Annotated in this window: 24 protein-coding genes; 10 read left to right on the forward strand and 14 right to left on the reverse strand. The window is 51.3% G+C overall.

Annotation, left to right across the window (positions count from 1 at the left end):
- Positions 1 to 266: 266 nt before the first annotated feature.
- The 4 genes from dinG to ybiE all read left to right on the forward strand — a co-directional run bounded on the left by dinG (position 267) and on the right by ybiE (position 4759).
- On the forward strand, positions 267 to 2417 hold the full coding sequence (gene dinG / locus HUZ68_RS07720) for an ATP-dependent DNA helicase DinG (protein ID WP_224476318.1): 2151 nt from the start codon (positions 267 to 269) through the stop codon (positions 2415 to 2417).
- A gap of 27 nt (positions 2418 to 2444) precedes the next feature.
- Positions 2445 to 3407, forward strand: a complete 963-nt coding sequence (gene ybiB, locus HUZ68_RS07725) for a DNA-binding protein YbiB (protein WP_000386551.1) — start codon at positions 2445 to 2447, stop codon at positions 3405 to 3407.
- Between the two features lie 140 nt (positions 3408 to 3547).
- On the forward strand, positions 3548 to 4633 hold the full coding sequence (hcxB, locus tag HUZ68_RS07730) for a hydroxycarboxylate dehydrogenase HcXB (RefSeq protein WP_021556621.1): 1086 nt from the start codon (positions 3548 to 3550) through the stop codon (positions 4631 to 4633).
- Between the two features lie 66 nt (positions 4634 to 4699).
- On the forward strand, positions 4700 to 4759 hold the full coding sequence (gene ybiE / locus HUZ68_RS07735) for a protein YbiE (RefSeq protein WP_211180490.1): 60 nt from the start codon (positions 4700 to 4702) through the stop codon (positions 4757 to 4759).
- 102 nt (positions 4760 to 4861) lie between these two features.
- Here the strand turns inward: ybiE and ybiJ are convergent, their stop codons facing one another.
- From ybiJ to mcbA, 5 genes are all read right to left on the reverse strand, one after another.
- Positions 4862 to 5122 carry a DUF1471 family protein YbiJ gene (ybiJ, locus tag HUZ68_RS07740; RefSeq protein ID WP_000849301.1) on the reverse strand — a complete coding sequence of 87 codons (261 nt, stop codon included), beginning with the start codon at positions 5120 to 5122 and terminating at the stop codon, positions 4862 to 4864.
- 265 nt (positions 5123 to 5387) lie between these two features.
- Positions 5388 to 5654, reverse strand: coding sequence for a C4-type zinc finger protein YbiI (gene ybiI / locus HUZ68_RS07745; protein WP_000146357.1), 267 nt, complete (start codon positions 5652 to 5654; stop codon positions 5388 to 5390).
- A 73-nt stretch (positions 5655 to 5727) separates the two neighbouring features.
- Positions 5728 to 6405 (reverse strand): PKHD-type hydroxylase YbiX, encoded by a 678-nt coding sequence (gene ybiX / locus HUZ68_RS07750; protein WP_032236981.1) that lies wholly within the window; start codon positions 6403 to 6405, stop codon positions 5728 to 5730.
- A gap of 41 nt (positions 6406 to 6446) precedes the next feature.
- Positions 6447 to 8729, reverse strand: a complete 2283-nt coding sequence (locus tag HUZ68_RS07755; protein ID WP_021556622.1) for a catecholate siderophore receptor Fiu — start codon at positions 8727 to 8729, stop codon at positions 6447 to 6449.
- Positions 8730 to 8993: 264 nt separating this feature from the next.
- On the reverse strand, positions 8994 to 9254 hold the full coding sequence (gene mcbA / locus HUZ68_RS07760) for a DUF1471 family periplasmic protein McbA (RefSeq protein ID WP_000710619.1): 261 nt from the start codon (positions 9252 to 9254) through the stop codon (positions 8994 to 8996).
- Positions 9255 to 9529: 275 nt separating this feature from the next.
- Here mcbA and rlmF point away from each other — a divergent pair, with 275 nt between their 5' ends.
- Entirely contained in the window at positions 9530 to 10456 is a 927-nt protein-coding gene (gene rlmF, locus HUZ68_RS07765; protein ID WP_001275946.1) for a 23S rRNA (adenine(1618)-N(6))-methyltransferase RlmF, read from the forward strand.
- Here rlmF and ybiO read toward each other — a convergent pair.
- The 6 genes from ybiO to rhtA all read right to left on the reverse strand — a co-directional run bounded on the left by ybiO (position 10453) and on the right by rhtA (position 17295).
- On the reverse strand, positions 10453 to 12678 hold the full coding sequence (gene ybiO / locus HUZ68_RS07770; RefSeq protein ID WP_001267253.1) for a mechanosensitive channel protein: 2226 nt from the start codon (positions 12676 to 12678) through the stop codon (positions 10453 to 10455). The genes rlmF and ybiO overlap by 4 nt on opposite strands.
- A 260-nt stretch (positions 12679 to 12938) precedes the next feature.
- Positions 12939 to 13661 (reverse strand): glutamine ABC transporter ATP-binding protein GlnQ, encoded by a 723-nt coding sequence (gene glnQ / locus HUZ68_RS07775; protein WP_033815361.1) that lies wholly within the window; start codon positions 13659 to 13661, stop codon positions 12939 to 12941.
- The gene (gene glnP, locus HUZ68_RS07780; RefSeq protein ID WP_001159065.1) at positions 13658 to 14317 is read right to left on the reverse strand and encodes a glutamine ABC transporter permease GlnP; all 660 of its coding nucleotides are present in this window, start codon (positions 14315 to 14317) and stop codon (positions 13658 to 13660) included. Before glnP ends, glnQ begins: the two co-directional genes overlap by 4 nt.
- 138 nt (positions 14318 to 14455) lie before the next feature.
- Positions 14456 to 15202 (reverse strand): glutamine ABC transporter substrate-binding protein GlnH, encoded by a 747-nt coding sequence (gene glnH, locus HUZ68_RS07785; protein ID WP_000843866.1) that lies wholly within the window; start codon positions 15200 to 15202, stop codon positions 14456 to 14458.
- A gap of 403 nt (positions 15203 to 15605) precedes the next feature.
- Positions 15606 to 16109: a DNA starvation/stationary phase protection protein Dps gene (gene dps / locus HUZ68_RS07790; protein WP_000100800.1), complete on the reverse strand. Its 504-nt coding sequence runs from the start codon at positions 16107 to 16109 to the stop codon at positions 15606 to 15608.
- A gap of 298 nt (positions 16110 to 16407) precedes the next feature.
- Positions 16408 to 17295, reverse strand: a complete 888-nt coding sequence (rhtA, locus tag HUZ68_RS07795; protein WP_001295297.1) for a threonine/homoserine exporter RhtA — start codon at positions 17293 to 17295, stop codon at positions 16408 to 16410.
- Positions 17296 to 17529: 234 nt separating this feature from the next.
- Here rhtA and HUZ68_RS07800 point away from each other — a divergent pair, with 234 nt between their 5' ends.
- Together HUZ68_RS07800 and ompX are read left to right on the forward strand one after the other, a co-directional pair.
- Positions 17530 to 17595, forward strand: coding sequence for a protein YliM (locus HUZ68_RS07800; RefSeq protein ID WP_120795379.1), 66 nt, complete (start codon positions 17530 to 17532; stop codon positions 17593 to 17595).
- A 52-nt stretch (positions 17596 to 17647) separates the two neighbouring features.
- On the forward strand, positions 17648 to 18163 hold the full coding sequence (ompX, locus tag HUZ68_RS07805) for an outer membrane protein OmpX (protein WP_001295296.1): 516 nt from the start codon (positions 17648 to 17650) through the stop codon (positions 18161 to 18163).
- Between the two features lie 47 nt (positions 18164 to 18210).
- On the opposite strand, the gene opgE is transcribed toward ompX, so the two are convergent.
- Complete coding sequence (gene opgE, locus HUZ68_RS07810; protein WP_001054678.1) at positions 18211 to 19794, reverse strand: phosphoethanolamine transferase; 1584 nt, start codon at positions 19792 to 19794, stop codon at positions 18211 to 18213.
- A gap of 271 nt (positions 19795 to 20065) precedes the next feature.
- Positions 20066 to 20194 (reverse strand): manganase accumulation protein MntS, encoded by a 129-nt coding sequence (gene mntS / locus HUZ68_RS07815; RefSeq protein WP_001001761.1) that lies wholly within the window; start codon positions 20192 to 20194, stop codon positions 20066 to 20068.
- 185 nt (positions 20195 to 20379) lie between these two features.
- Between mntS and mntR the strand changes: the two genes are divergently transcribed.
- The gene (gene mntR, locus HUZ68_RS07820; RefSeq protein WP_000091016.1) at positions 20380 to 20847 is read left to right on the forward strand and encodes a manganese-binding transcriptional regulator MntR; all 468 of its coding nucleotides are present in this window, start codon (positions 20380 to 20382) and stop codon (positions 20845 to 20847) included.
- The gene (locus HUZ68_RS07825) at positions 20844 to 21962 is read left to right on the forward strand and encodes an anion transporter (RefSeq protein ID WP_021577169.1); all 1119 of its coding nucleotides are present in this window, start codon (positions 20844 to 20846) and stop codon (positions 21960 to 21962) included. The genes mntR and HUZ68_RS07825 overlap by 4 nt, the downstream gene beginning before the upstream one ends.
- A gap of 58 nt (positions 21963 to 22020) precedes the next feature.
- Here the strand turns inward: HUZ68_RS07825 and ldtB are convergent, their stop codons facing one another.
- The gene (ldtB, locus tag HUZ68_RS07830; protein ID WP_001056384.1) at positions 22021 to 22941 is read right to left on the reverse strand and encodes a L,D-transpeptidase; all 921 of its coding nucleotides are present in this window, start codon (positions 22939 to 22941) and stop codon (positions 22021 to 22023) included.
- Positions 22942 to 23159: 218 nt separating this feature from the next.
- Here ldtB and HUZ68_RS07835 point away from each other — a divergent pair, with 218 nt between their 5' ends.
- Entirely contained in the window at positions 23160 to 24752 is a 1593-nt protein-coding gene (locus tag HUZ68_RS07835; protein ID WP_000961458.1) for an ABC-F family ATPase, read from the forward strand.
- Positions 24753 to 24977: the final 225 nt, after the last annotated feature.

The raw sequence follows: 24977 nt of genomic DNA on the forward strand, positions 1-24977 counted from the left end.
TGGCATTGATGGTCCTGGCTCAGGCCATGGCGGGCAATACCGGTTCCTGCGAAGCGATGACGGCAGCAAGTGTAACCACGAAATGCGGTATCACTTGCTGTTTTCTGCCCTGAAGACTGGCGCTCACTGTGCCGTCGAACTTTCAATCAAATATATTGCGAGAGGGCGTGTTTGCGAGCCGCTTTCCAGAAACAGAAAAACCATTACCCCTGAAAACCGAAAAATGCCACAATATTGGCTGTTTATACAGTATTTCAGGTTTTCTCATGGCATTAACCGCCGCGCTTAAAGCGCAAATTGCCGCCTGGTATAAGGCGCTTCAGGAACAGATCCCCGACTTTATTCCCCGTGCGCCGCAGCGGCAGATGATTGCGGACGTCGCCAAAACGCTGGCCGGAGAAGAAGGGCGGCATCTGGCGATTGAAGCCCCCACCGGCGTTGGGAAAACGCTCTCTTATTTGATCCCCGGCATCGCCATTGCCCGCGAAGAGCAAAAAACGCTGGTGGTGAGTACCGCCAACGTGGCGTTGCAGGATCAGATCTACAGTAAAGATTTACCGCTGCTGAAAAAGATCATTCCAGATCTTAAATTCACTGCCGCTTTTGGGCGTGGGCGCTACGTTTGCCCGCGTAATCTGACGGCGCTTGCCAGCACTGAGCCCACGCAACAGGATCTGCTGGCGTTTCTTGACGACGAGCTGACGCCGAACAATCAGGAAGAGCAAAAACGTTGTGCGAAGCTGAAGGGCGATCTCGACACTTATAAATGGGATGGTCTGCGCGATCATACGGATATCGCTATAGATGACGATCTCTGGCGTCGTTTAAGTACCGACAAAGCCAGCTGCCTCAACCGCAACTGTTACTACTATCGCGAATGCCCGTTTTTTGTTGCTCGTCGGGAGATTCAGGAAGCGGAAGTGGTGGTGGCAAACCATGCGCTGGTGATGGCGGCGATGGAAAGCGAAGCGGTATTGCCTGACCCGAAAAATTTACTGCTGGTGCTGGACGAAGGTCATCACCTGCCAGATGTGGCGCGGGATGCGCTGGAGATGAGTGCCGAAATCACCGCGCCATGGTATCGGCTACAGCTGGACTTGTTCACGAAACTGGTCGCTACCTGCATGGAGCAGTTTCGCCCGAAGACCATCCCGCCGTTGGCGATCCCTGAACGTTTGAATGCGCATTGTGAAGAGTTGTATGAGCTTATCGCCTCGTTAAACAACATTCTCAATCTCTACATGCCTGCCGGGCAGGAGGCAGAGCACCGTTTTGCAATGGGTGAACTGCCTGATGAAGTGCTGGAGATCTGCCAGCGGCTGGCAAAACTCACCGAGATGCTGCGTGGTCTGGCGGAGTTATTTCTTAACGATTTAAGTGAGAAAACCGGCAGCCATGACATTGTACGTCTGCATCGGTTGATTTTGCAGATGAACCGCGCGTTGGGGATGTTCGAGGCGCAAAGCAAACTCTGGCGGCTGGCTTCGCTGGCGCAATCTTCCGGTGCGCCTGTCACTAAATGGGCGACGCGAGAAGAGCGCGAAGGGCAGCTGCATCTCTGGTTTCACTGCGTGGGAATACGTGTCAGCGATCAGCTGGAAAGGCTGCTGTGGCGCAGTATTCCGCACATTATTGTCACCTCCGCAACCTTGCGTTCGCTGAACAGTTTTTCGCGTTTGCAGGAGATGAGCGGGCTGAAAGAGAAAGCGGGCGACCGTTTTGTGGCGCTGGATTCCCCCTTTAACCACTGCGAACAGGGCAAAATTGTTATTCCCCGGATGCGCGTTGAGCCTTCCATCGACAACGAAGAACAGCATATTGCTGAAATGGTGGCCTTTTTCCGTGAGCAGGTGGAGAGCAAAAAACATCTCGGTATGTTGGTGCTGTTTGCCAGCGGGCGTGCAATGCAGCGCTTTCTCGACTATGTGACGGATTTACGTCTGATGTTGCTGGTGCAGGGCGATCAGCCGCGTTACCGTTTAGTTGAACTGCACCGCAAACGCGTCGCCAACGGTGAGCGTAGTGTGCTGGTGGGCTTACAGTCATTTGCCGAAGGGCTTGATTTGAAAGGTGATCTGCTCACCCAGGTGCATATCCACAAAATCGCTTTTCCGCCCATCGACAGCCCGGTGGTGATCACCGAAGGGGAATGGCTGAAAAGCCTCAACCGCTATCCGTTTGAGGTGCAAAGCCTGCCGAGCGCCTCGTTTAACCTGATTCAGCAGGTTGGGCGACTGATTCGAAGCCACGGTTGCTGGGGCGAAGTGGTGATTTACGATAAACGCTTGCTGACCAAAAATTATGGCAAGCGACTACTGGATGCATTACCGGTATTTCCGATAGAGCAACCGGAAGTCCCTGAAGGTATAGTTAAAAAGAAAGAAAAAACGAAATCCCCACGCCGTCGGCGGCGTTAATGATGTGAGTCAGGTAAGGAGTCGTAAATGGACTATCGCAAAATCATTAAAGAGATCGGGCGCGGGAAAAACCACGCGCGCGATTTAGACCGGGATACTGCGCGCGGTCTGTATGCCCATATGCTCAATGGTGAAGTCCCTGACCTTGAGTTGGGCGGCGTATTGATTGCGCTGCGTATCAAAGGGGAAGGGGAAGCAGAGATGCTCGGCTTTTACGAAGCCATGCAAAATCACACCATCAAGCTGACGCCGCCTGCAGGCAAGCCGATGCCGATTGTCATCCCCAGTTACAACGGCGCGCGTAAACAGGCCAACCTGACGCCGTTGTTGGCGATTCTCCTGCACAAACTCGGTTTTCCTGTGGTGGTTCACGGGGTTAGCGAAGATCCAACTCGCGTGCTGACAGAAACCATTTTCGAACTGATGGGTATTACGCCAACGTTGCACGGCGGGCAGGCGCAGGCGAAGCTCGACGAACATCAACCGGTGTTTATGCCTGTCGGCGCGTTTTGCCCGCCGCTGGAAAAACAACTGGCGATGCGCTGGCGGATGGGCGTGCGTAACAGTGCACATACCCTGGCGAAACTGGCGACGCCATTTGCCGAAGGTGAGGCACTGCGTCTTTCCAGCGTTTCGCATCCGGAATACATTGGACGCGTCGCAAAGTTCTTTAGCGATATCGGCGGGCGGGCGTTACTAATGCATGGTACTGAAGGCGAAGTGTATGCTAATCCGCAGCGCTGCCCGCAGATCAATCTCATTGACCGTGAAGGGATGCGGGTGCTGTATGAAAAACAGGACACTGCTGGTAGCGAGTTACTGCCACAAGCAAAAGATCCGGAAACCACGGCGCAGTGGATTGAGCGTTGCCTGGCTGGCAGCGAACCGATTCCCGAATCGCTGAAAATCCAGATGGCTTGCTGCCTGGTGGCTACGGGTGAAGCGGCAACTATCAGCGATGGCCTGGCGCGCGTTAATCAGGCATTTTAATTTTTATCTCAGCCGGATGAGCCACGTCATCCGGCTTTTACCCCACCGCAATATGAAATTCCTGCATCTTTATTGACCTTCTCGCGCCCGGCGTGCAGCATAAAAAAACAACAAACACATAACATAAACAGGAGTTAACCATGGAAAGTGGTCATCGCTTTGATGCTCAGACGCTGCACAGCTTTATTCAGGCTGTATTTCGTCAGATGGGTAGCGAGGAACAAGAAGCGAAATTAGTTGCCGATCATTTAATCGCGGCAAACCTGGCAGGGCATGATTCACATGGTATTGGCATGATCCCAAGCTATGTACGCTCCTGGAGTCAGGGGCACCTGCAAATTAACCATCATGCCAAAATCGTTAAAGAGGCGGGGGCGGCGGTCACGCTCGATGGCGATCGCGCATTTGGTCAGGTCGCGGCACACGAAGCGATGGCGCTGGGGATTGAGAAAGCGCATCAGCACGGTATTGCTGCCGTGGCGCTACATAACTCGCATCATATCGGCCGTATCGGTTACTGGGCAGAACAGTGCGCAGCGGCGGGGTTTGTCTCTATCCACTTTGTTAGCGTGGTCGGTATTCCAATGGTCGCGCCGTTCCACGGTCGCGACAGCCGCTTTGGCACCAATCCGTTCTGTGTGGTTTTCCCACGTAAAGATGATTTTCCGCTGTTGCTTGATTACGCCACCAGCGCCATTGCATTTGGCAAAACCCGCGTCGCCTGGCATAAAGGCGTCCCCGTGCCGCCAGGTTGCCTGATTGACGTTAACGGCGTGCCGACGACCAATCCGGCGGTAATGCAGGAGTCGCCGTTGGGGTCGCTGTTGACCTTTGCCGAACATAAAGGCTACGCCCTTGCCGCGATGTGTGAAATTCTTGGCGGGGCGCTTTCTGGCGGTAAAACGACGCATCAGGAAACGTTACAAACCAGTCCCGATGCCATTCTTAACTGCATGACCACTATCATCATCAACCCGGAACTGTTCGGCGCGCCGGATTGTAGCGCGCAGACTGAAGCCTTTGCCGAGTGGGTGAAAGCCTCGCCGCATGATGACGATAAGCCGATTTTGCTACCGGGCGAGTGGGAAGTGAACACGCGTCGCGAACGGCAGAAGCAGGGGATTCCATTGGATGGGGGAAGCTGGCAGGCCATTTGTGATGCGGCGCGGCAGATTGGTATGTCGGAAGAGACGTTGCAGGCTTTCTGTCAGCAGTTAGCCAGCTAAAAAAAAGCCCGTCCAGTGGCGGACGGGCAAACAAGGGTAACATAGGATCAATGAGGGTTAGAGCATATGCGTCTGTCGGCAAACAGACAGGGAAATACTTGTGCTGGACGTAGCGTAAACGCCTGATCCGTCCAACGGTTCGGATTTTGTAGGCCTGATAAGACGCGGTAGCGTCGCATCAGGCATCTGTTGCCGGATGCGGCGTAAACGCCTTATCCGTCCTACGAATTACTTATAAATTACCGCAGTACCGCTTAATTTATTGTTGTTGGTGGCGGAAGTGATGCTGTATCCACTCGCCCCAGCTGCCGCCGCTTTCTCAGCCAGTTTCGCTTCCAGGGCATCGAGGGTGGATGCGCCATCGGCAGAAACCACGCCGATTTTATTCATGTTCTGTGCCTGGGATGCCGTTACCGGTTCCGCGGCAAACACGCCAAATGACAGAGTTGAAAGAGCCATAGCAGCAACAACAGTATTGATAGTTTTCATAATTAATCTCTCGCAGGTGATTTTTTGTTTAAGTGACGTTGTTTCGTCGATGTGATGAGTATCACGTTTTTTTACGAGAGATAAAATCGAAGAGAATTGACCGCCTTGTTCAAATAAATTGATTGATATCTAACATACTGATAAACCATTTATTTGTTGTACTTATGGACCCGTTTTATATCGCGTGGCAGTCACGGCAGCGTTAAAGGCACGGAATGCCACGAAAAATACAAATTATACTCGCTATACATCCCGCCAGTTGTAGTTAACGTAACTGGCTGTCTTTCGAACCTCTGCGATTATATCCTGTATAAGCTGGTTTTTGTAAATCTTTCTCCTGCTGACAATGAATACATAAGCGCACGCCAGGAATGGCTTCCCGACGGGCTTGCGGGATGGGGGCACCGCACTCTTCACATTCATACAGGCTTTCGCCACGCGGAATTTCACCCCGAGCGCGGGCAATCGCATCTTCAATTGTACTGTTGATCTGTTCGTTGACGGCGTCATCGTTAGCCCAACCGGATGCCATATCGTCCTCCCCATATCAATGCTTGTACAGTTAAGTGTAGCTAATATAGGGACGAACTCGGGTAGTTCAAGCGTCAGATCTCCGACCATTCCCGCAGCAGATTATGATAAAGATTGAGCAGCGACAGGATCTCTTCACTTTCGCCGTAGCGGCTTTTCAGCGACTGAATATTGTTGTCCAGTTCAAACAGCATGGCGCGCTTTTTATCATCGCGGATCATCGACTGGATCCACATAAATGATGCCACTCGTACGCCGCGGGTTACGGGTGTCACGCAATGCAGGCTGCTGGAGGGATACAACACCAGATCACCTGCCGGGAGTTTTACCCGATGTTGTCCGAAGGTGTCATTAACGACCAGTTCGCCGCCGTCGTAGCTTTGTGGATCGCTTAAAAACAGCGTGGCAGAAAGGTCAGTGCGCATCCAGCCGTTTTGTGGATGGCTGCGTACTGCGCCATCCACATGAAAACCATAGGTTTCATTGTTCTGATAGCGATTAAACAGCGGCGTGGAAAGGGTACGCGGCAAGGCCGCGGCAAAGAACAAAGCATGTTGGTTAACCGCGTTCAGCACCTCATTTTGCAGGGCGGCGTATAACGTGCTGCGGGTGCCTACCTGTTGATTGTTCTTAACTTGCGCACCTTGTGCGCCGGTGGTGACGCGTCCATCCACCCATTCGGCTTGTTCCAGTTGTTCGCGAAAACGGGCGACGTCCTGTGGCGATAACACGCCGGGAATGTGGTACATCATACAAGTTCTCCAAAAAGTGGGGCCTGCGCCCCACATCTGAATCAGAAATGCATATTGGCTGTGAGCAAGAAGGTTCTTGGCTCGCCCGGGTGATAACGGTAGCCGCTCTTGTTGATTGAGGCGACGTAATCGGTATCAAACAGGTTGTAGACGTTTAGCTGGAAGTCGAGATTGCGATTAACCCGATACCCCAGTTTGGCGTCGGCGACCCAGTAACCTTCAGTAAATGCTGGCGTTCCCACCGCGCCGTCTGAACCTTTATGCATACTGCCGATATACCGTGCGCCCGCACCAACGGAAATATCATCGGTTGCCTGATACTGGCTCCATAAGGTAAAGGCGTGCTCCGGGGTATAGGGCAGCGATGAGGAACCATCCTGGGCAACATCTTTGCCGTTTTTGATGGTTGCTTTTTGCTGGGTATAGCCGCCAATCACCTGCCACGCGGGACTGATATTCCCGGCCACGGATATCTCATAGCCTTCGACGCGTTTCTTACCATATTGCGAGTAAGTTCCGTCATCATTTTGCTCAACTTCATTTTCGATATCAGTACGGAACAGCGCGGCGGTGAGCAACAGGCGTTTATCCAGAACCTGCCATTTGGTGCCAATCTCGCTGGTGTTGGCTTTTTGCGGTTTAAAATCGGTGCGGTTGGCACTGTTACCGCTGCCAGACTGCGCAAGGGCGAAGTTGTTGCCGCCCGGAGGCTGCTGGGAAACGGCATAGTTAATATAGACATTGCCATTTTCCGTCAGGTGATACAGCGCCCCGGCTTTCCAGTTCACCAGATTGCCCGACTTGGCGGTGTCGACGGTGGTGACCGGAGAACCTTTTGCCACACCAGCTGGGCAGGTGATGGCACCGCGTCCGCTGCCGCCGCAGGCGGTGGCACTGTCATATTCAGTATGATAATTATCCAGACGGATCCCGCCGTTCAGCTCAAAATCACGGGTGATTTGCAGCGTATCGAAGGCGTAAATTGCGAAGGTATCCGTCTGACCATTGGCGTTTGCGCCGTTGCGCGTCAGGCCGCCGGGATGAATGCTGCTGTCAGGATGATAAATATTTACCGCAGGTAACGTCACCGGATTAACGCCGTAGTTAGTCTGCGTTTCACGGGTAAATTCCACGCCGGTACTGACATCATGACCGATAGAAGCGGTATAGAACGTCGAGGTCAGGTTGGTCTGGTTGGTGAGAATTTTATTACTCACATCTTTAGTATTCGCCGTGCGTGACCAGGTCCAGCTATTCACATCGCTGGTGGGCTGGGTAATATTCGACGCCCCACCCATAATCGCCGTCATCAGGTAATCCTGCTTCACGCGCGACCAACGGGTAGTGTTGCGAATGGTGGTGTTATCGTTGATGTCGTGCTCAAAACGCATGGTAGCGGTGTCGGTGGTCGAATCGTCGTAATCGGAATCCGTGCCGTAAAAGTTATGCGTATCAACTTTTCCGGAATGATTCAGGGTCGCCGTTCCTGCAGATGGGGCAGAATAGCCCGGCAAACCGATGGTTGGAATGCCGCCGTCTGGCGTGTTGTGCTGGGTGACATGCAGATAATTAAGATACAAACGATTCGCTGTACCAAGGCCAAAAGCGACAGAAGGGGCGATGCCGTAACGCTCATTTTTGACTTTGTCGCGTCCGGCATCGTGCGTTTTTTCGCCCATCACATTCAGGCGCACCGCGGTGGTATCACCAATGACCTGATTGACGTCCAGCGTGCCGCGGCGGAACCAGGCGCTGCCAATACTGGCGGAGGCGTCAATGCCGGAATCATTGCGCGGCTGCTTGCTGATCATATTGATCGAGCCCGTCGGCGCGCTGCGCCCGTAGTCGGTGCCGGAAGGCCCTTTAATCACTTCGACCTGCTCGGTATTGAAGGTGTCGCGCGAGACGCTGCCGATATCGCGAATGCCATCAATATAAATACTGTTAGATGTATCAGCACCGCGCATATAAATGGCGTCGCCAGTGGTGGAGTTACCGTTCTCACCCGCAAAAAACGCACCCACGCCGGGGACGTTTTTGAGTGCGTCGGTAAGGTTGGTTGCGCCCTGATCTTTAATCACTTGTTCAGAAATCACCGTCATCGTGCGGGTAGTATCCGCTACCGGACGCGAGAATTTCGGATCTGCAGATTGTTGTGGCGCATAAAGCGAAGGCGTTGATGCTTCGACAACCAGCGTGTCATCCGCGTTAGTTTGCCCTTCGGCGGCGAGTGCCTGAGCCACAGGCGTGATGCCAATACAAAGACCGGCAAAGAACGTGAGCGAATGAAATTGTCTGGCAGGGAAATTGCGATTGTTTTCCATTTTGCAGGTGACTTTTTCTTATATGTTGAAATTTTCACTGCCACGAGAAAGCCTCTCTGCGGATGCGATGCCACTGTTAATCTCGTGATAGTGTTCGTGCAAGTGATAATAATTTTGATAAGCATTATCACTTGGCGCGATTTTCTATCACCCATTGCGCGAAAAAGAAATACATTTATTTACATTGCGTTCATATTTGATGTTTTTTGATTACAAAACAGGCGAAAACTGCATCCAGAGGCGAATGCAGTTACGTTGGTGGGGTTATTTGTAGATGGTTGCAGTACCGAACATCTGGTCATTTCCGCCTGCGGAATTAATGACATAACCTTTCGCGCCTTGTTCGCGCGCTTTTTCTGCCAGTTTATCCTCCAGATCGCTTAGGTTTGATGCGCCAGTTGCCGAAACGGTACCGGCGGGCCGTAGCTGACCGCTGTCCAGGTTACTCATCGGTTGCGCGGCATAAGCCGTGAGAGAGATTCCGCTCAGGACGGTGGCAATCAGTAGTGTGAGGCACTTTTTCATAATGACATCCTCATAAATACAACGGGTAGTGCCTGATAAGTGTAGGTCGCCTGGGCGATGAAAATGACGCAAAAAATTGACAGAGATACGCTTATTTTTTGAACGATATATTTTTACAAAATAAGACAAATCAATGACATGCATAATGCTGATTTTTATGATGAATTGCCATAAACCATAGCCATGTTAAGGTTTTTAGAAATGATAAACGCAGCCAGATATTTACCCTGTCGCGTTATGCGGGTATCTTACGCCGCTGCTTAAAGGAGAATGCTATGTCCGCCCAGAAACCGGGGTTGCATCCGCGCAACCGTCATCACAGCCGCTACGATCTCGCCACGCTTTGTCAGGTCAATCCTGAACTCAGGCAATTCCTCACGCTTACACCCGCCGGGGAGCAAAGCGTAGACTTTGCCAATCCGCTGGCGGTGAAGGCGCTCAATAAGGCGTTGCTGGCCCATTTTTACGCCGTAGCGAACTGGGATATCCCGGACGGTTTTCTCTGTCCGCCAGTACCGGGCCGGGCGGATTATATTCATCACCTTGCCGATTTACTGGCAGAAGCAAGCGGAACAATTCCAGTTAATGCCAGCATTCTGGATATCGGCGTTGGTGCGAACTGTATTTATCCGCTGATTGGCGTACATGAATATGGCTGGCGTTTTACCGGTAGTGAAACCAGCAGCCAGGCGTTAAGCAGCGCGCAGGCGATCATCAGTGCTAATCCGGGGCTTAATCGCGCCATTCGCCTGCGTCGGCAAAAAGAGAGCGGGGCGATTTTTAACGGAATCATCCATAAAAACGAGCAATACGACGCGACCTTGTGTAACCCGCCATTCCACGATTCCGCCGCTGCGGCGCGGGCAGGTAGTGAGCGTAAACGCCGTAACCTGGGGCTGAACAAAGACGATGCACTGAACTTTGGTGGCCAGCAACAGGAGTTGTGGTGTGAAGGCGGTGAAGTCACCTTTATCAAAAAGATGATTGAAGAGAGCAAAGGCTTCGCGAAGCAGGTGATGTGGTTTACTTCACTGGTATCTCGTGGTGAAAACTTACCGCCGTTGTATCGTGCCCTGACGGACGTGGGCGCGGTGAAGGTGGTTAAAAAAGAGATGGCCCAGGGGCAAAAGCAGAGTCGCTTTATTGCCTGGACCTTTATGAACGACGAGCAGCGCCGCCGTTTTGTCAATCGCCAGCGTTAAAGCGTTGGCTCCCCCGGCGGTAACGGTTCAGCCGGGGTCGCGCCCGGAGCAGGCAGCACCTGATAAGTCTGCACTGGCGCGCGAACGCCCGCCAGGTCGAAATGTTTTTTCACCTGGCTGTCGAGGGCAAAGCGTACCGTCCACTGTTTGAGTGGCAGCGTGGTGAACGAAACACGCAGTGTAAACGCGGTATTGCTTAAGCCGACAATCCCGGCAAAGTTCGGTTCACCAATAATCAGCCCGCGAATTTCTTCGTTTTCCATTAATTCCGCTACCGCATCTTTCAGTGCCTGATTGGCTTTATCAGCATCTTCATGGCGATCAACATCGTAGTTTGCCACTACCGAACCAATGCCGCGGACAAAGTTGGCAAAGGTGGTAATCGAAGACCACGGAATGATGTGGTACGCCCCGGTATCCTGGCGTACGCCCACGGAGCGAATCGACATCCGTTCCACAGTGCCGGTCAACGGCCCGATAGTCACCAAATCTCCAGTGTTCATGCCGTTTTCAAACTGAATAAATACCCCGGTGATAATATCTTTCACCAGCGTTTGCGAACCAAACGAGATAGCCAGACCTAATGCCCCGGCACCTGCCAGCAATGGCGCGATATTGACGCCGATTTCCGACAACACAATCATGATGGTGATGGTACTGATAATCACCGCCAGCGCGTTACGAAACAGCGTAAGCAGGGTACGCGTGCGGGCGCTGGGTAGCGGGCGGCCATGAATATCCGAAGCCAGCCGGTTTTCGATCAAACTGGCGAGCACCGTCCAGCCAACCGCCGAGAAGAAAAGAATGAGTGCGATACGGATCAGGATATCTACGGTTTTCTGCCCCGCGCCGTTTTGCAGCCAGTTCCAGAAATCGAACAATCCCCATGCGCTCAACAGCAGCATTACAGCCACGCAGACGGTCAGAATACGCGCCGTTTTCAGCGCCGCCGAAAGCCAGCCATTCAGCCGTTTTTGCAACTCCGGATAGTTACGCTGAGTATGTGGCGAGAGAGTGATGGTTTTTGCCAGCCAGCGGGAAAACATACCGGAAACAAATGCTGCGATACCAATAATCGCCAGGCTGCGCACTGTTGCACCCATCATAAATTTCAGGCTGTTGCCCGGATCGAACAACGAAAAGAAAAACAGCACGATAAAATAGGCGCTTGCCAGCCAGTGCCACACCAGCGCAAAGGCGCGGATAAACAGGCTGAAAAAGGCCAGCGAATGCTCCGCGAAGTTGAGCAAATGCTGGGTAATCTCTTTTTTATTACGAAAGATCAGGTACAACGCCCAGACGGTCATGCACAGCATAATGATGACGTTCGCCAGCGCACCTATCTGTACATTCACCTGATTAGAGATAATCGGCACGGCCACAATCAGGCCATAACCTATCAAACTGCTTAACCAGCTCAGGCGACGACTCCAGTAACGGGCGCTCTCGTCCTGTATCGTGAACGGGCGCAGCTCCGCCACATTTGGGCAAAAAATCAGGCGTAGTACAGCTTTGAAAAATTCAATCAGGGCAAAGGCGTTGAGAAACAAACTTTGTTGGAAAGCGATGGTGCGACTGCCTGCATTCAGGTTGTCGCTTAATACCTGGCCGACAAATAATGTCAGTGCCAGTAACAGCAGGTCGATAATAAACGCCCCGATAATCATCGCCGGAAGCTGCAGCCAGTTACTGCGCTCACGATTTTTTTGCCGCGCCCACTGACCCATTTTGCGATACAGCGGCAGTGCGCACAGGCGAATCAGCCAGTAAAAACCAAACACTAAAACCGCTAACATTGAAAAATGGGTCAGCGCATTGCTGAAGGTTTGTGGATTAAACGGCTTATGCGGGGAGCCGGTGATATTGCGATAAAGCTGCCCGAAGCGGGCGGAAAGGGCTTCACCATAATGGCGGCTGACTTCGGTGACCTTTTGCAGCACGGTTTGCTCTTCAACCAGCGTCGGCGGCACGATCTTCGGGACCGGTTCAGCAGGTGGCGTCGCGGCGACGGTGCGCAACTGGTCGATCAACTCTTTACGCGAGGTGTCATTATCCAGCACATCCGCCAGTGCGCCATAGGCCGCTTTTTTTTGTTCGATATCCGGTTCCGGGGCCGGTTCAGTCGTTGAGTCCGTTGTCGTTGTGGTTGTAACGCCGGGTATGGATACCGCGTGGGCAGGTGCGCCCAGCAGGCAGAAGAGGATGAACAGGATCCACCGCATGACTCCTCCAGTGAGAAAACAGAGCAAAAAGATAAGTATAGATGCTGGGGAAGGGGCGATTTTAAATGAGAGGAATCTGGTGTGCCTCCCTTTCGGGTGAAAGGGAGGAAGGGATATTAAGCAGGTTGCTGACAACGTGCGGGCTTTTTTGCCGGATGCGGCGTGAACGCCTTATCCGTCCTACAAGTTCATGCAATTTTAATAAGTTGCCAGATATCCTGTAGGCCTGATAAGCGTAGCGCATCAGGCAATGTGTCTTATTAAGAGACGTGCTGTAAAAATTCCTGCAAGCGCTGGCTCGGCGGAATTTTGATCAACACTTGTGGATCGCCATCTTCCGCAATCCGGCCTTTGTCGATAAAGATCAGGCGCGAAGCTACTTTCTCGGCAAAACCGATTTCGTGGGTCACGATCACCATCGTCATCCCTTCTTCAGCCAGATCTTGCATAACCTTCAGCACTTCATGGCGCAGTTCCGGGTCAAGAGCGGAAGTCGGTTCATCAAACAGCATCATTTTCGGCTTCACCGCCAGCGCGCGGGCAATCGCCACACGCTGCTGTTGACCACCAGAAAGTTCGGAAGGGTAGTGATGTGCACGTTCTGCCAGACCGACTTTCGCCAGCAGCTCACGCGCCAGTTTTTCCGCCTCTTCTTTGTTCGCGCCACGCACGCGTAGCGGGCCAAACATGACGTTTTCCAGCGCCGTCAGATGCGGGAAGAGGTAAAACTGCTGGAACACCATACCTGCTTCCTGGCGAATCAGGCGCTCGTCAACTTTCGGATCGTTAACCTTCAGGCCATCGACAATCAGATCGCCGGAGGTGATTTCTTCCAGTTTGTTGATGCAGCGCAGCAGGGTCGATTTACCGGAACCGGACGGCCCGATAATCACCACGACTTCGCCCTGGGCAATGTTCAAATCGATATTGTGCAGCACCTGGGTTGGGCCAAAGTGCTTGGAGACGTTTTTAAATTCAATCACAGGATTTTCATCCTTCTTTCCAGACGACGCAGAATAAAGCTCAGCACCAGGGTAATAATCAGATAGAACACCGCCACGGCGCTCCAGATCTCAAGGGCGCGGAAGTTACCGGCAATAATTTCTTGCCCCTGACGGGTCAGTTCCGCCACGCCGATAACAATAAACAGCGAGGTGTCTTTAATGCTGATGATCCACTGGTTACCCAGCGGCGGCAGCATACGACGCAGTGCCAGCGGTAAAATGACGTAGCGAATGGTTTCCCAACGTGAAAGACCGAGCGCCAGTCCTGCTTCACGAAAACCTTTGTGGATAGACAGCACCGCACCACGCGTGATTTCCGCAATGTACGCGCCGGAGTTGATCATGATGGTGACCACCGCCGCAGTAAATGGGTCGATGCGTAAGTCGTTAAACGCCATCGGCAGGGCAAAATAGATAAACATCACCTGGACGACGATAGGTGTGCCGCGGATCACTTCAATAAAGACCAGCGCGACGTGGTTGGCTATCCAACCACCGAAGGTGCGTGCAAAACCTGCCAGCAATCCGATTACCAGACCGCCAGCCAGACCGAGGACCGAAATCCACAGGGTCATTTTGGCACCTTCAATCAGAAGCGGAATGGCAGGCCAGATGGCACTCCAGTCAAACTGCATATGTTGTTCCTGTTACCGTGGTGTAAATAATCAAATTCAGGGTAATTAATGGCCCCGGAGCGGGTTTGCGCCCCTCACCCTAATCCTCTCCCCAGAGGGGAGAGGGAACTGCCAGTGCGCTTTACAGGTGTAGCGTTATTATTTCGGTTCAGTACCGAACCATTTTTTGTAGATTTCGTTGTAAGTTCCGTTCTCGCGCAGGGTTTTCAACGCGCCGTTGACTTTGTCACGCAGCTCGTCGCTACCTTTCGGGAACGCAATACCGTATTGCTGCGCTTCCAGAGAGTCACCTACCGCTTTGAACTGACCGTTACCGGCGGTTTTGATGAAGTACAGAATGTTTGGCGTATCGTGCAGAACGGCGTCTGCGCGGTTGGTGCCCAGTTCCATATAGGCGTTATCGATGTTCGGGAACTGACGCAGATCTTTAGTTTTGATGTTTGCTTTCGCGTAATCAACGGAGCCAGTACCGCTCTTCACAGCAACCACTTTCCCGTCGAGATCTTTCACGCTTTTCACATCGTTATTGTTAGCTTTCACCATCACTAACAGGCCGCTTTTGTAGTAGCCGTCAGAGAAATCGATCGCTTTTTTACGCTCGTCGGTGATGGTAATGCCCGCCAGCGCCAGATCGACGTTTTTGGTTTGCAGTGCCGGAATGATCCCACTGAAATCCATCGGCTTCAGTTCGTAATCCAGCTTCAGCTCTTTAGCGATGGCAGCCCACAGATCAACGTCAAAGCCCACATATTTATCGCCCTGTTTAAATTCAAACGGAACGAAGGCGGTATCCGTCGCGACAACTAATTTTTTATCCGCGGCATGAGAAGAAACCGCAAAAGCCAGGGTCAGTGCAGCCAGTGAAACTTTTAATACAGACTTCATAGCATTTCCTTTTTTCTATCCACGGGACGATCCCCTGCGTGACATTCACATATATGAAAAAATCGTGCCAGTTTTGCAACTCATTGATTTTTCGAGATGCGGCAAAAACGTGATGCACGATTTATAGGGCAATACCCTGAAGATGCACCATTCTGGGGCACCAAACTGGTGCGCTAAAATTGTGCACTCAACACAGTGATTATTTAGCGTAAAACCTGATGAAAAAACAATCTTTATGTAACGATTGTGTGATGATGTGGATACAAAAAATTTACTTAATCAGCTGGGGATAGCAGATGGATGCACTAAATAAGTGCGTTGAGGCGGGCTGCAAAACAAAACGGCCTCCTGTCAGGAAGCCGCTTTTACCGTGTACTAAAGTTCTGCACCATCAGCGATGGATTTATTCGATGTTAGACTCGATAAACCACAGGAATTTATCCAGGTCGCGAGACGCGGCGGTCAGGATATCTGCGGTGTCGTCATCTTTCGCTTCGCCAATCGCTTTGCGTACGTCATTAGCGACGATTGCGTAACGGTCAGCCAGTTCTTTCAGGTGATCCTGAACGTTGTGGATGTCCAGCGGGTAACTTTTCAGCGGGGTTTTGCTGTTGATAACTTGAGTGGTCCCCAGAGCTACACCGCCTAGCTGCACGGCACGTTCTGCCATGGTATCCAGATGATCGATCAGTGCAGTGCGGAAGCCATCCAGCATTTCATGTACGGCAATGAAGTTAGCGCCGCGCATGTTCCAGTGCGCTTGTTTGGTAATCAAAGAAAGATCAATAAACTGGATAACCTGGCGATTCAGCAACTCTACTGTTGCTTTTTTCTCGCTGTCAGAGACATCGTTGCGGGTATAAAGCAGATTGGTCGCTTTTGATTTAACTAATTTAGCGGTACTCATAATTTCATATCCTCTTGATGTTATGTCCCAGTAATTAACGAGACTAAGTATAGCACCGGCTATGTGTTCCGCTATTCTGGCTGTTCCTATCACACTAATAGTGGTAACAAGCGTGAAAAACAAAACTAATAAAGATTCAATGAGTTAGATATATTGATAAGAACAATTCTTATTTATTTGCTCGCCAGGAATTTTCGGAATAAATATGCTTTTGCATAATTCGATATATAAAGACGGTGTAGAGGAAAAGTAGCGAGAAATTCTGCATGGTTATGCATAACCATGCAGAAATGTAAATTTAATTAATGTCTAATTCTTTTATTTTGCTCTCTTTGCGTACTGTCAGCGTAGAACCCATTGAAGCGGCGATAATTGCGCCGAGCGCCAGCAGCTGTATGGGTGTCAGTGTTTCTCCGAGGAAAATCATCCCGGAAACGGCAGCCAGCGCCGGTTCCATGCTCATCAGCGTACCAAATGTCCGTGTTGGCAAACGGGTGAGGGCAATCATTTCCAGCGAATAAGGCAGAGCGGTCGAGAGAATAGCGACCGCCAGACCCAATGGAATAACCGACCAGTGCCAGAGTGCTTCACCAGCCTGAAGCGCTCCAATTGGCACGAAAATTAACGCTGCAATCAACGAACCAATTGCCACCGTCGCAGGGCCATGTTCCGCTCCTGCGCGTTGCCCACTTAAAATGTAAATAGCCCAACAAGCCCCGGCCCCCAGTGCCAGCGCACAGCCGGTTAAATCGACATGGGAAACGTCTTGCCCCAGAGGTAGCAGGAACCACAGACCAAGAACCGCCAGCACAACCCAGACGAAATCTACCGGGCGACGAGAAGAGAACAGCGCCACCGCCAGTGGTCCGGTGAACTCCAGCGCCACCGCAATACCCAGCGGTACCGTCTGAATAGAAAGATAAAAAAGATAATTCATCCCCCCCAGCGAAACGCCGTAAAACAACAGCGGTAATCGTTGCTCTTTGGCAAAGCGCAGTCGCCATGGCTTAAAGAACGCGATGAGGATCAGCGTTCCTAATGCCAGACGCAGCGCAGTGACACCCGGTGCGCCCACCAGAGGAAAAAGTGACTTAGCTAACGAAGCTCCACCCTGAATAGACGCCATGGCAACGAGCAATATGACTATTGGTAACCAGACCGGCATTTTACGTAATGAACCAGGCATCCTTTCTCCCACAAATATCTAGACTTAAGTAAAGCGTGGAGTGTACTGGATATACCCAATGCTGGTTGAGCATTTGTTGAAAAAATTTTCCCCCGTTTTGACTAAAATGCGCCAGGATTGATGGAATCATTAGTCTGGTGATTAGGAATAATCTGGATGAATGACAGGGAAAACATGCGTAATACTTACGCAGTTCTCTGAAAAAGTGATTTAAATTTAGATGGATAGCGGTGTATGGAAACGTTCTGTTACATGAAATGGCCCGTTAGACATCACAAATCGCGAAGAGTTTCCCATTAATTTTTGATATATTTAAAACTTAGGACTTATTTGAATCACATTTGAGGTGGTTATGAAAAAAATTGCATGTCTTTCAGCACTGGCCGCAGTTCTGGCTTTCACCGCAGGTACTTCCGTAGCTGCGACTTCTACCGTAACTGGCGGTTACGCACAGAGCGACGCTCAGGGCCAAATGAACAAAATGGGCGGTTTCAACCTGAAATACCGCTATGAAGAAGACAACAGCCCGCTGGGTGTGATCGGTTCTTTCACTTACACCGAGAAAAGCCGTACTGCAAGCTCTGGTGACTACAACAAAAACCAGTACTACGGCATCACTGCTGGTCCGGCTTACCGCATTAACGACTGGGCAAGCATCTACGGTGTAGTGGGTGTGGGTTATGGTAAATTCCAGACCACTGAATACCCGACCTACAAACACGACACCAGCGACTACGGTTTCTCCTACGGTGCTGGTCTGCAGTTCAACCCGATGGAAAACGTTGCTCTGGACTTCTCTTACGAGCAGAGCCGTATTCGTAGCGTTGACGTAGGCACCTGGATTGCCGGTGTTGGTTACCGCTTCTAATCACTTCGGTGATATAAAAAATCCGCCTCTCGGGGCGGATTTTTGTTTTAAGGTTTCGGGTCGAAAATATCGGTTCCGAGATGGTTGTAATCCACCTTCTGTAACTGGAAGTTGGTGATGTATATCGGCCCGGCTTTCTTCTCAGATATAAACGGGTATTTGATGTTAATTTCCTTCGCTTTAATTCCCGTCCACTGGGAGAAAAAGCCTAAGAAGTCATTGGCTGAGCGGCGGGCTTTAATCACACGATGCGCTTTATCGTCGCTGGAAATGACCATAAAAGGCACCTGGAAATTTTGCTGATACTTATCATCATGGGCAAGGTATTGCACGTCTTTGCCGCGCTCTTTAAAGGCCAGACCGTGGTCAGAAAAGTAAACCAGCGAGAAGCTGCTGCCGCTGTTGCGTAACTGATCGTACAGCTTGCGCAGTAAATCGTCTGTTTGCGTCATGGTATAGAGATAGCACGACGTTTCTTTCGATTGCACAAAGGTTTCGTATTTTCCTTGTGTCCTGTCGCAGGCCTGCGGATGCGAGCCCATCAGATGCAGAACAATCAGCTGCGGTTGCGAGTGCTCTTGCGCCAGCACTTGAGCGGTCATATCCAGTAACGCTTCGTCTTTGGTGTTTTTATCTGCTTCAAAATTACCTTCTTTCAGGAAGTACACTTCATCTGCTCGTTTGGCGATGCTGGCGATGGCTGTATCGTATTCGCCGATTTGACCCTGGTTGGAAAACCACCAGGTCTGGAAGCCCGCGCGATTTGCCAGGGTGACAAAGTTATCCTGAAACTGTGGCTTGCCATCGACAACGCGATTGAGCGTTAAGCCAAGCGATTTCTGCGTGGAGCCACTGGCGGCAATGTAGTCAGCAAATATCAAACCGTTAACGCTGCTGGCAAACGGGGTATTGTCCCAGTGACCGCCAAAGGCACCGAGGGCATCGCGACGCGCGCTTTCACCGATCACCACCACATAGGTCTGATACTTCGGCTTAACGGCAGTGACCGTCCAGGTATCTTTCATTCCGGAAAGTTTTGCCATCCGTTCTTGCTCTTCAATCACCTCGTTATTATTGACGATGACATCCTTAGCAAAACGAAATACCGGATAGCCAGTATCTTTCAGTTTAAATACGCCACCCCAGGCCAGGTTTTGCACGGGAGCAACAAAAAATGTCGCCACACTGAATACCAGACACAGGCTGTCGAAGGTATTCCAGCGCGCTTTTTCATTCTCTTTTTTTCGCCTGATTGCTATTACGCCGAGCGCAAAAATAAATAAGCCGACCAGGTAGCTGTACCACGGAAAAATCGTCAGGATTTCGGTCGACTCTTCCATATTGGTGGAGTGCAATGCCAGCAATGTATTGAAATTAGGCGCGCCGTAGGCCTGAGCAAAAGGGAAATAACAAGCCGCCACCAGCGAACTGACACCGACCAGAACTTTTTGTACGCGAGGCAATGTTCGCCATAGCAAAAGCAAAATAGCCGTAAACGCAGCGGTGTAGAGCAAACTGAAGGGGTAACCTAAGCCGAGGTTAATTAATAGCGACTGTAAAAAGTAGAACGCAGTCCACGGGCTAAATACCCGGCTACGGGTAACAAGCGATTCTTTGAGGGTTAAATTCATATGCCACTATCGTAACAAACGCCATGTGCTTACCCTGGCGTCAAGGGTCAATACCTGCAAGAGTGCGTGAAGAGGGGAAAGGGGTCCGCATCCGCGAGCCGCAATATACGCAGGGCTGCAAGAAGATAGAGCGAGCCGCCGTTCAGGTCAACTACTGACGAACAAATCTTTTGCGAAGGGGATTGCAAATCCGACAAAAAGTGGGGTTTTTCAGACCAAAACGCGTTATGCCTGCATGAAAGCAGGAGGGAAGCGGCGTACCGCGACGCCGCTATTTATCGGAAGGTTTATCTTGCTGCGGTTTGTTGTTGACCATATCGCACAACATAGAGAGCAGCATTAACCGTACTTTAAAGGGAGAATGACTAAACACGCGCATACACCTCTTGAACTCATTCATAAGACCTCCTGACTTGCTAATCCCGTCGATCCTTGAGGGATGATTGCATTACATACAGATATAGCACAGGCTATATTATATAGCTATTGCTAAAACGTTAATTTTTTGTACCTTCGCAACTCTGGTTTACAATGTGCGCACGAAATGAGAACGCTATGTATGCGTCACCATAATGAGGAAGCACAATGAGTCGTCGCGCAGGTACGCCAACAGCAAAAAAAGTGACGCAGTTAGTGAACGTGGAAGAGCACGTTGAAGGGTTCCGCCAGGTCAGAGAGGCGCATCGGCGCGAGCTTATTGATGATTACGTTGAGCTGATTTCTGACTTGATCAGGGAAGTGGGGGAAGCTCGCCAGGTAGACATGGCTGCTCGTTTGGGAGTTTCGCAACCGACGGTGGCTAAAATGCTTAAGCGACTGGCAACTATGGGGCTGATTGAAATGATCCCCTGGCGTGGCGTGTTTTTAACGGCAGAAGGAGAGAAGCTGGCGCAGGAAAGCCGCGAGCGACATCAGATAGTCGAAAATTTCTTGTTGGTGTTGGGCGTCAGTCCGGAAATCGCCCGTCGCGACGCGGAAGGCATGGAGCACCATGTTAGTGAAGAGACGCTGGATGCCTTTCGTTTGTTTACCCAGAAACACGGTGCCAAATGAGCCTGCCTTTTTTACGCACGCTGCAAGGCGATCGTTTTTTTCAGTTATTAATTCTTGTTGGTATCGGATTAAGTTTTTTCGTTCCCTTTGCACCGAAATCTTGGCCTGCTGCTATCGACTGGCACACCATCATCACCTTAAGCGGCCTGATGCTGCTGACCAAAGGTGTGGAGTTAAGCGGTTATTTTGATGTGCTGGGGCGTAAAATGGTGCGCCGCTTTGCTACGGAGCGTCGGCTGGCGATGTTTATGGTGCTGGCGGCGGCGCTGCTTTCTACCTTTCTGACCAACGATGTCGCGCTGTTTATTGTTGTTCCGCTGACTATCACGCTAAAAAGGCTGTGTGAGATCCCGGTTAATCGGCTGATTATTTTTGAGGCGCTGGCAGTCAACGCTGGTTCGCTACTGACGCCAATTGGCAACCCGCAAAATATTCTTATCTGGGGACGTTCTGGTCTTTCGTTTGCCGGATTTATTGCCCAAATGGCACCGCTGGCTGGCGCAATGATGCTGACACTCCTGCTGTTGTGCTGGTGTTGTTTCCCTGGAAAGGCACTCCAATACCATACGGGGGTGCAAACACCGGAGTGGAAACCGCGGCTGGTGTGGAGTTGTCTGGGGCTGTATATCGTCTTTCTGACGGCGCTGGAGTTCAAACAAGAGCTGTGGGGACTGGTGATTGTGGCGGCGGGCTTTGCGCTGCTGGCGCGTCGCGTGGTGTTGAGTGTGGACTGGACGTTGCTGCTGGTGTTTATGGCGATGTTTATCGACGTCCATTTACTGATCCAGCTTCCAGCGTTGCAAGGCGTGTTGGGTAACGTGAGTCATTTATCTGAACCCGGGTTATGGTTAACGGCAATCGGTTTATCGCAGGTGATCAGTAACGTGCCGAGTACCATATTGTTGCTGAACTATGTGCCGCCGTCTTTATTACTGGCATGGGCGGTAAACGTAGGTGGCTTTGGGTTATTACCCGGATCGCTGGCAAATTTGATTGCGCTACGTATGGCGAACGATCGCCGCATCTGGTGGCGTTTCCATCTCTATTCAATACCGATGCTGTTGTGGGCGGCGCTGGTGGGATATGTTTTGTTGGTTATGATCCCGGCCTGGTAAGGTCTGGCAAATAAAAAAAGGCGGATTATGAGTCCGCCTTTGTTTTACGTTTTGACGATTAATTCAGACGAACCGGCATCCCGGAACGATTTTTGATCGCTTCATCAAGAACAACCTGGTCAACATCTGGCTGACCGGTCACTGTCTGCACGCTCTTCGTCAGGGTAATTGGCACAATTTCCTGACCTTCAAACTGGGCTTCGGTGGTAGACAGCGGATTATGGACTTCAATATAACGGCTGCCGTCTGGCTCGGTGGTCGCTTTTACCGGCTCATCAATAAACTGTACGCGGGTACCGACCGGTACTTTCTCGAACAGGAATTTGATGTCTTCGTTACGCAGACGCACACAACCATGACTTACACGCAGACCGATACCGAAGTTGGCGTTGGTGCCATGGATAGCATACAGGCGACCGATGTAGAGTGCATACAGCCCCATCGGGTTATCCGGACCTGCCGGAACGACAGCCGGAAGCGGTTCGCCCGCAGCGCGGTACTCTGCGTGCATTTTGGCGGTCGGCGTCCAGGTCGGGCCTGCTTTCTTACGCTCAACTTTGGTGGTCCAGTTGATAGGCGTATCTTTGCCTAACTGACCAATGCCGATCGGCAGCACGATAACGGTGTTGGTCCCTTTCGGATAGTAATACAGACGCATCTCTGCACTGTTAATGACGATGCCTTCATGAACAGTATCCGGCAGGATCAGCTGCTGCGGAATGTTCAGTACAGTACCGCCTTTCGGCAGGAAGGTATCCACACCCGGGTTCGCTTCCATCATATTGGAAAGCCCCATCTGGTACTCCGCGGCAAAATACTCCAGCGGCTGAGTGTTACCTTCAGGAATGGTGATCACCTGATTCTGACCAACCAGGCGACTCCCGTCGGTTGGCAGAGGATAAGTTACCGCAGAGGCGGTACTGCAAAAGCCGACAACAGCGAAGGCCGCTGCGAATAATGTTTTCAATTTCATATTCATGTTAAGCGAGATTTTGTGCCTGGCAGGCCATTGGGTTGAGAATATTAGAGTATTGGAAGCGCATTATAAGTTCATTCCAGCTCACAGTGAAATCAGATGTGTACGAAATCACATTTTTTGCCTTTGGCTTGAGTGTAGACCTTAAGCGAGGAGCAGGATCTTCTTTCAGACTTATGGCATAATGCGCGGTTTGTCATATCTCTTTTCAGGATACGCCTGTGTTAGTTTCCAGTAACGTCACCATGCAGTTCGGCAGTAAGCCGTTGTTTGAAAACATTTCCGTCAAATTTGGCGGCGGCAACCGTTACGGCCTGATTGGCGCGAACGGTAGTGGTAAATCCACCTTTATGAAGATCCTCGGCGGCGACTTAGAGCCGACGTTGGGTAACGTTTCCCTCGATCCCAACGAGCGCATTGGTAAGCTGCGTCAGGATCAGTTTGCCTTTGAAGAGTTCACTGTGCTGGATACGGTGATCATGGGGCATAAAGAGTTGTGGGAAGTGAAGCAGGAGCGCGACCGCATCTATGCTTTGCCGGAAATGAGTGAAGAAGACGGCTATAAAGTGGCCGATCTGGAAGTTAAATACGGCGAAATGGACGGTTACTCTGCGGAAGCTCGTGCCGGTGAATTGTTGCTTGGCGTGGGAATTCCAGTGGAACAGCACTACGGCCCGATGAGTGAAGTTGCTCCTGGCTGGAAGCTGCGTGTGTTGCTGGCGCAGGCGCTGTTTGCTGATCCGGACATTCTCCTGCTCGACGAACCGACCAACAACCTCGACATCGACACCATTCGCTGGCTGGAACAGGTGCTGAACGAGCGTGACAGCACCATGATCATCATCTCGCACGACCGTCACTTCCTTAACATGGTCTGTACCCACATGGCGGATCTGGATTACGGCGAGCTGCGCGTTTATCCGGGCAACTACGATGAGTACATGACGGCGGCGACCCAGGCGCGTGAACGTCTGCTGGCTGATAACGCCAAGAAGAAAGCGCAGATTGCTGAGCTGCAATCTTTCGTTAGCCGCTTTAGCGCCAACGCCTCGAAATCTCGCCAGGCAACTTCGCGCGCGCGCCAGATTGATAAAATCAAACTGGAAGAGGTTAAAGCCTCCAGCCGTCAGAACCCGTTCATCCGTTTTGAACAGGATAAGAAGCTGTTCCGTAACGCGCTGGAAGTGGAAGGTCTGACCAAAGGGTTTGATAACGGTCCGCTGTTTAAAAATCTCAACCTGCTGCTGGAAGTCGGTGAAAAACTGGCGGTACTGGGTACCAACGGCGTCGGTAAATCAACGCTGTTGAAAACGCTGGTGGGCGATCTGCAACCGGACAGCGGCACCGTAAAATGGTCTGAAAACGCGCGCATTGGTTACTATGCTCAGGACCACGAATATGAGTTTGAAAATGATCTGACCGTGTTCGAATGGATGAGCCAGTGGAAGCAGGAAGGCGATGACGAGCAGGCGGTGCGCAGTATTCTCGGTCGTTTGCTGTTCAGCCAGGACGACATCAAAAAGCCTGCTAAAGTGCTTTCCGGTGGAGAAAAAGGGCGGATGCTTTTTGGTAAGTTAATGATGCAGAAGCCGAACATTCTGATCATGGACGAACCGACCAACCACCTGGATATGGAATCCATCGAGTCACTGAACATGGCGCTGGAACTGTATCAGGGCACGCTGATCTTTGTTTCACACGACCGTGAGTTCGTAAGCTCCCTGGCGACCCGCATTCTGGAAATCACCCCGGAACGCGTGATCGACTTTAGCGGTAATTACGAAGATTACCTGCGTAGTAAAGGGATCGAGTAAGTTATTATCCGTCACCCCGATACTGTCGGGGTGACGGCGGCTGATGACAAACGCAAGATTGCCTGATGCGCTATGCTTATCAGGCCTACGCAGTACCTGTAATGTATTGAATCTGCAGGACTTTGTAGGCCAGATAAGGCGTTAACGCCGCATCAGGCATTAAGAAAGCGCACTTGTCAGCAATCTGAGTAACGTCGAATTGATTTTCTTAATCCCACATCAATT

Source organism: Shigella dysenteriae, assembly GCF_022354085.1.
Classification (GTDB): Bacteria; Pseudomonadota; Gammaproteobacteria; order Enterobacterales; family Enterobacteriaceae; genus Escherichia; species Escherichia coli.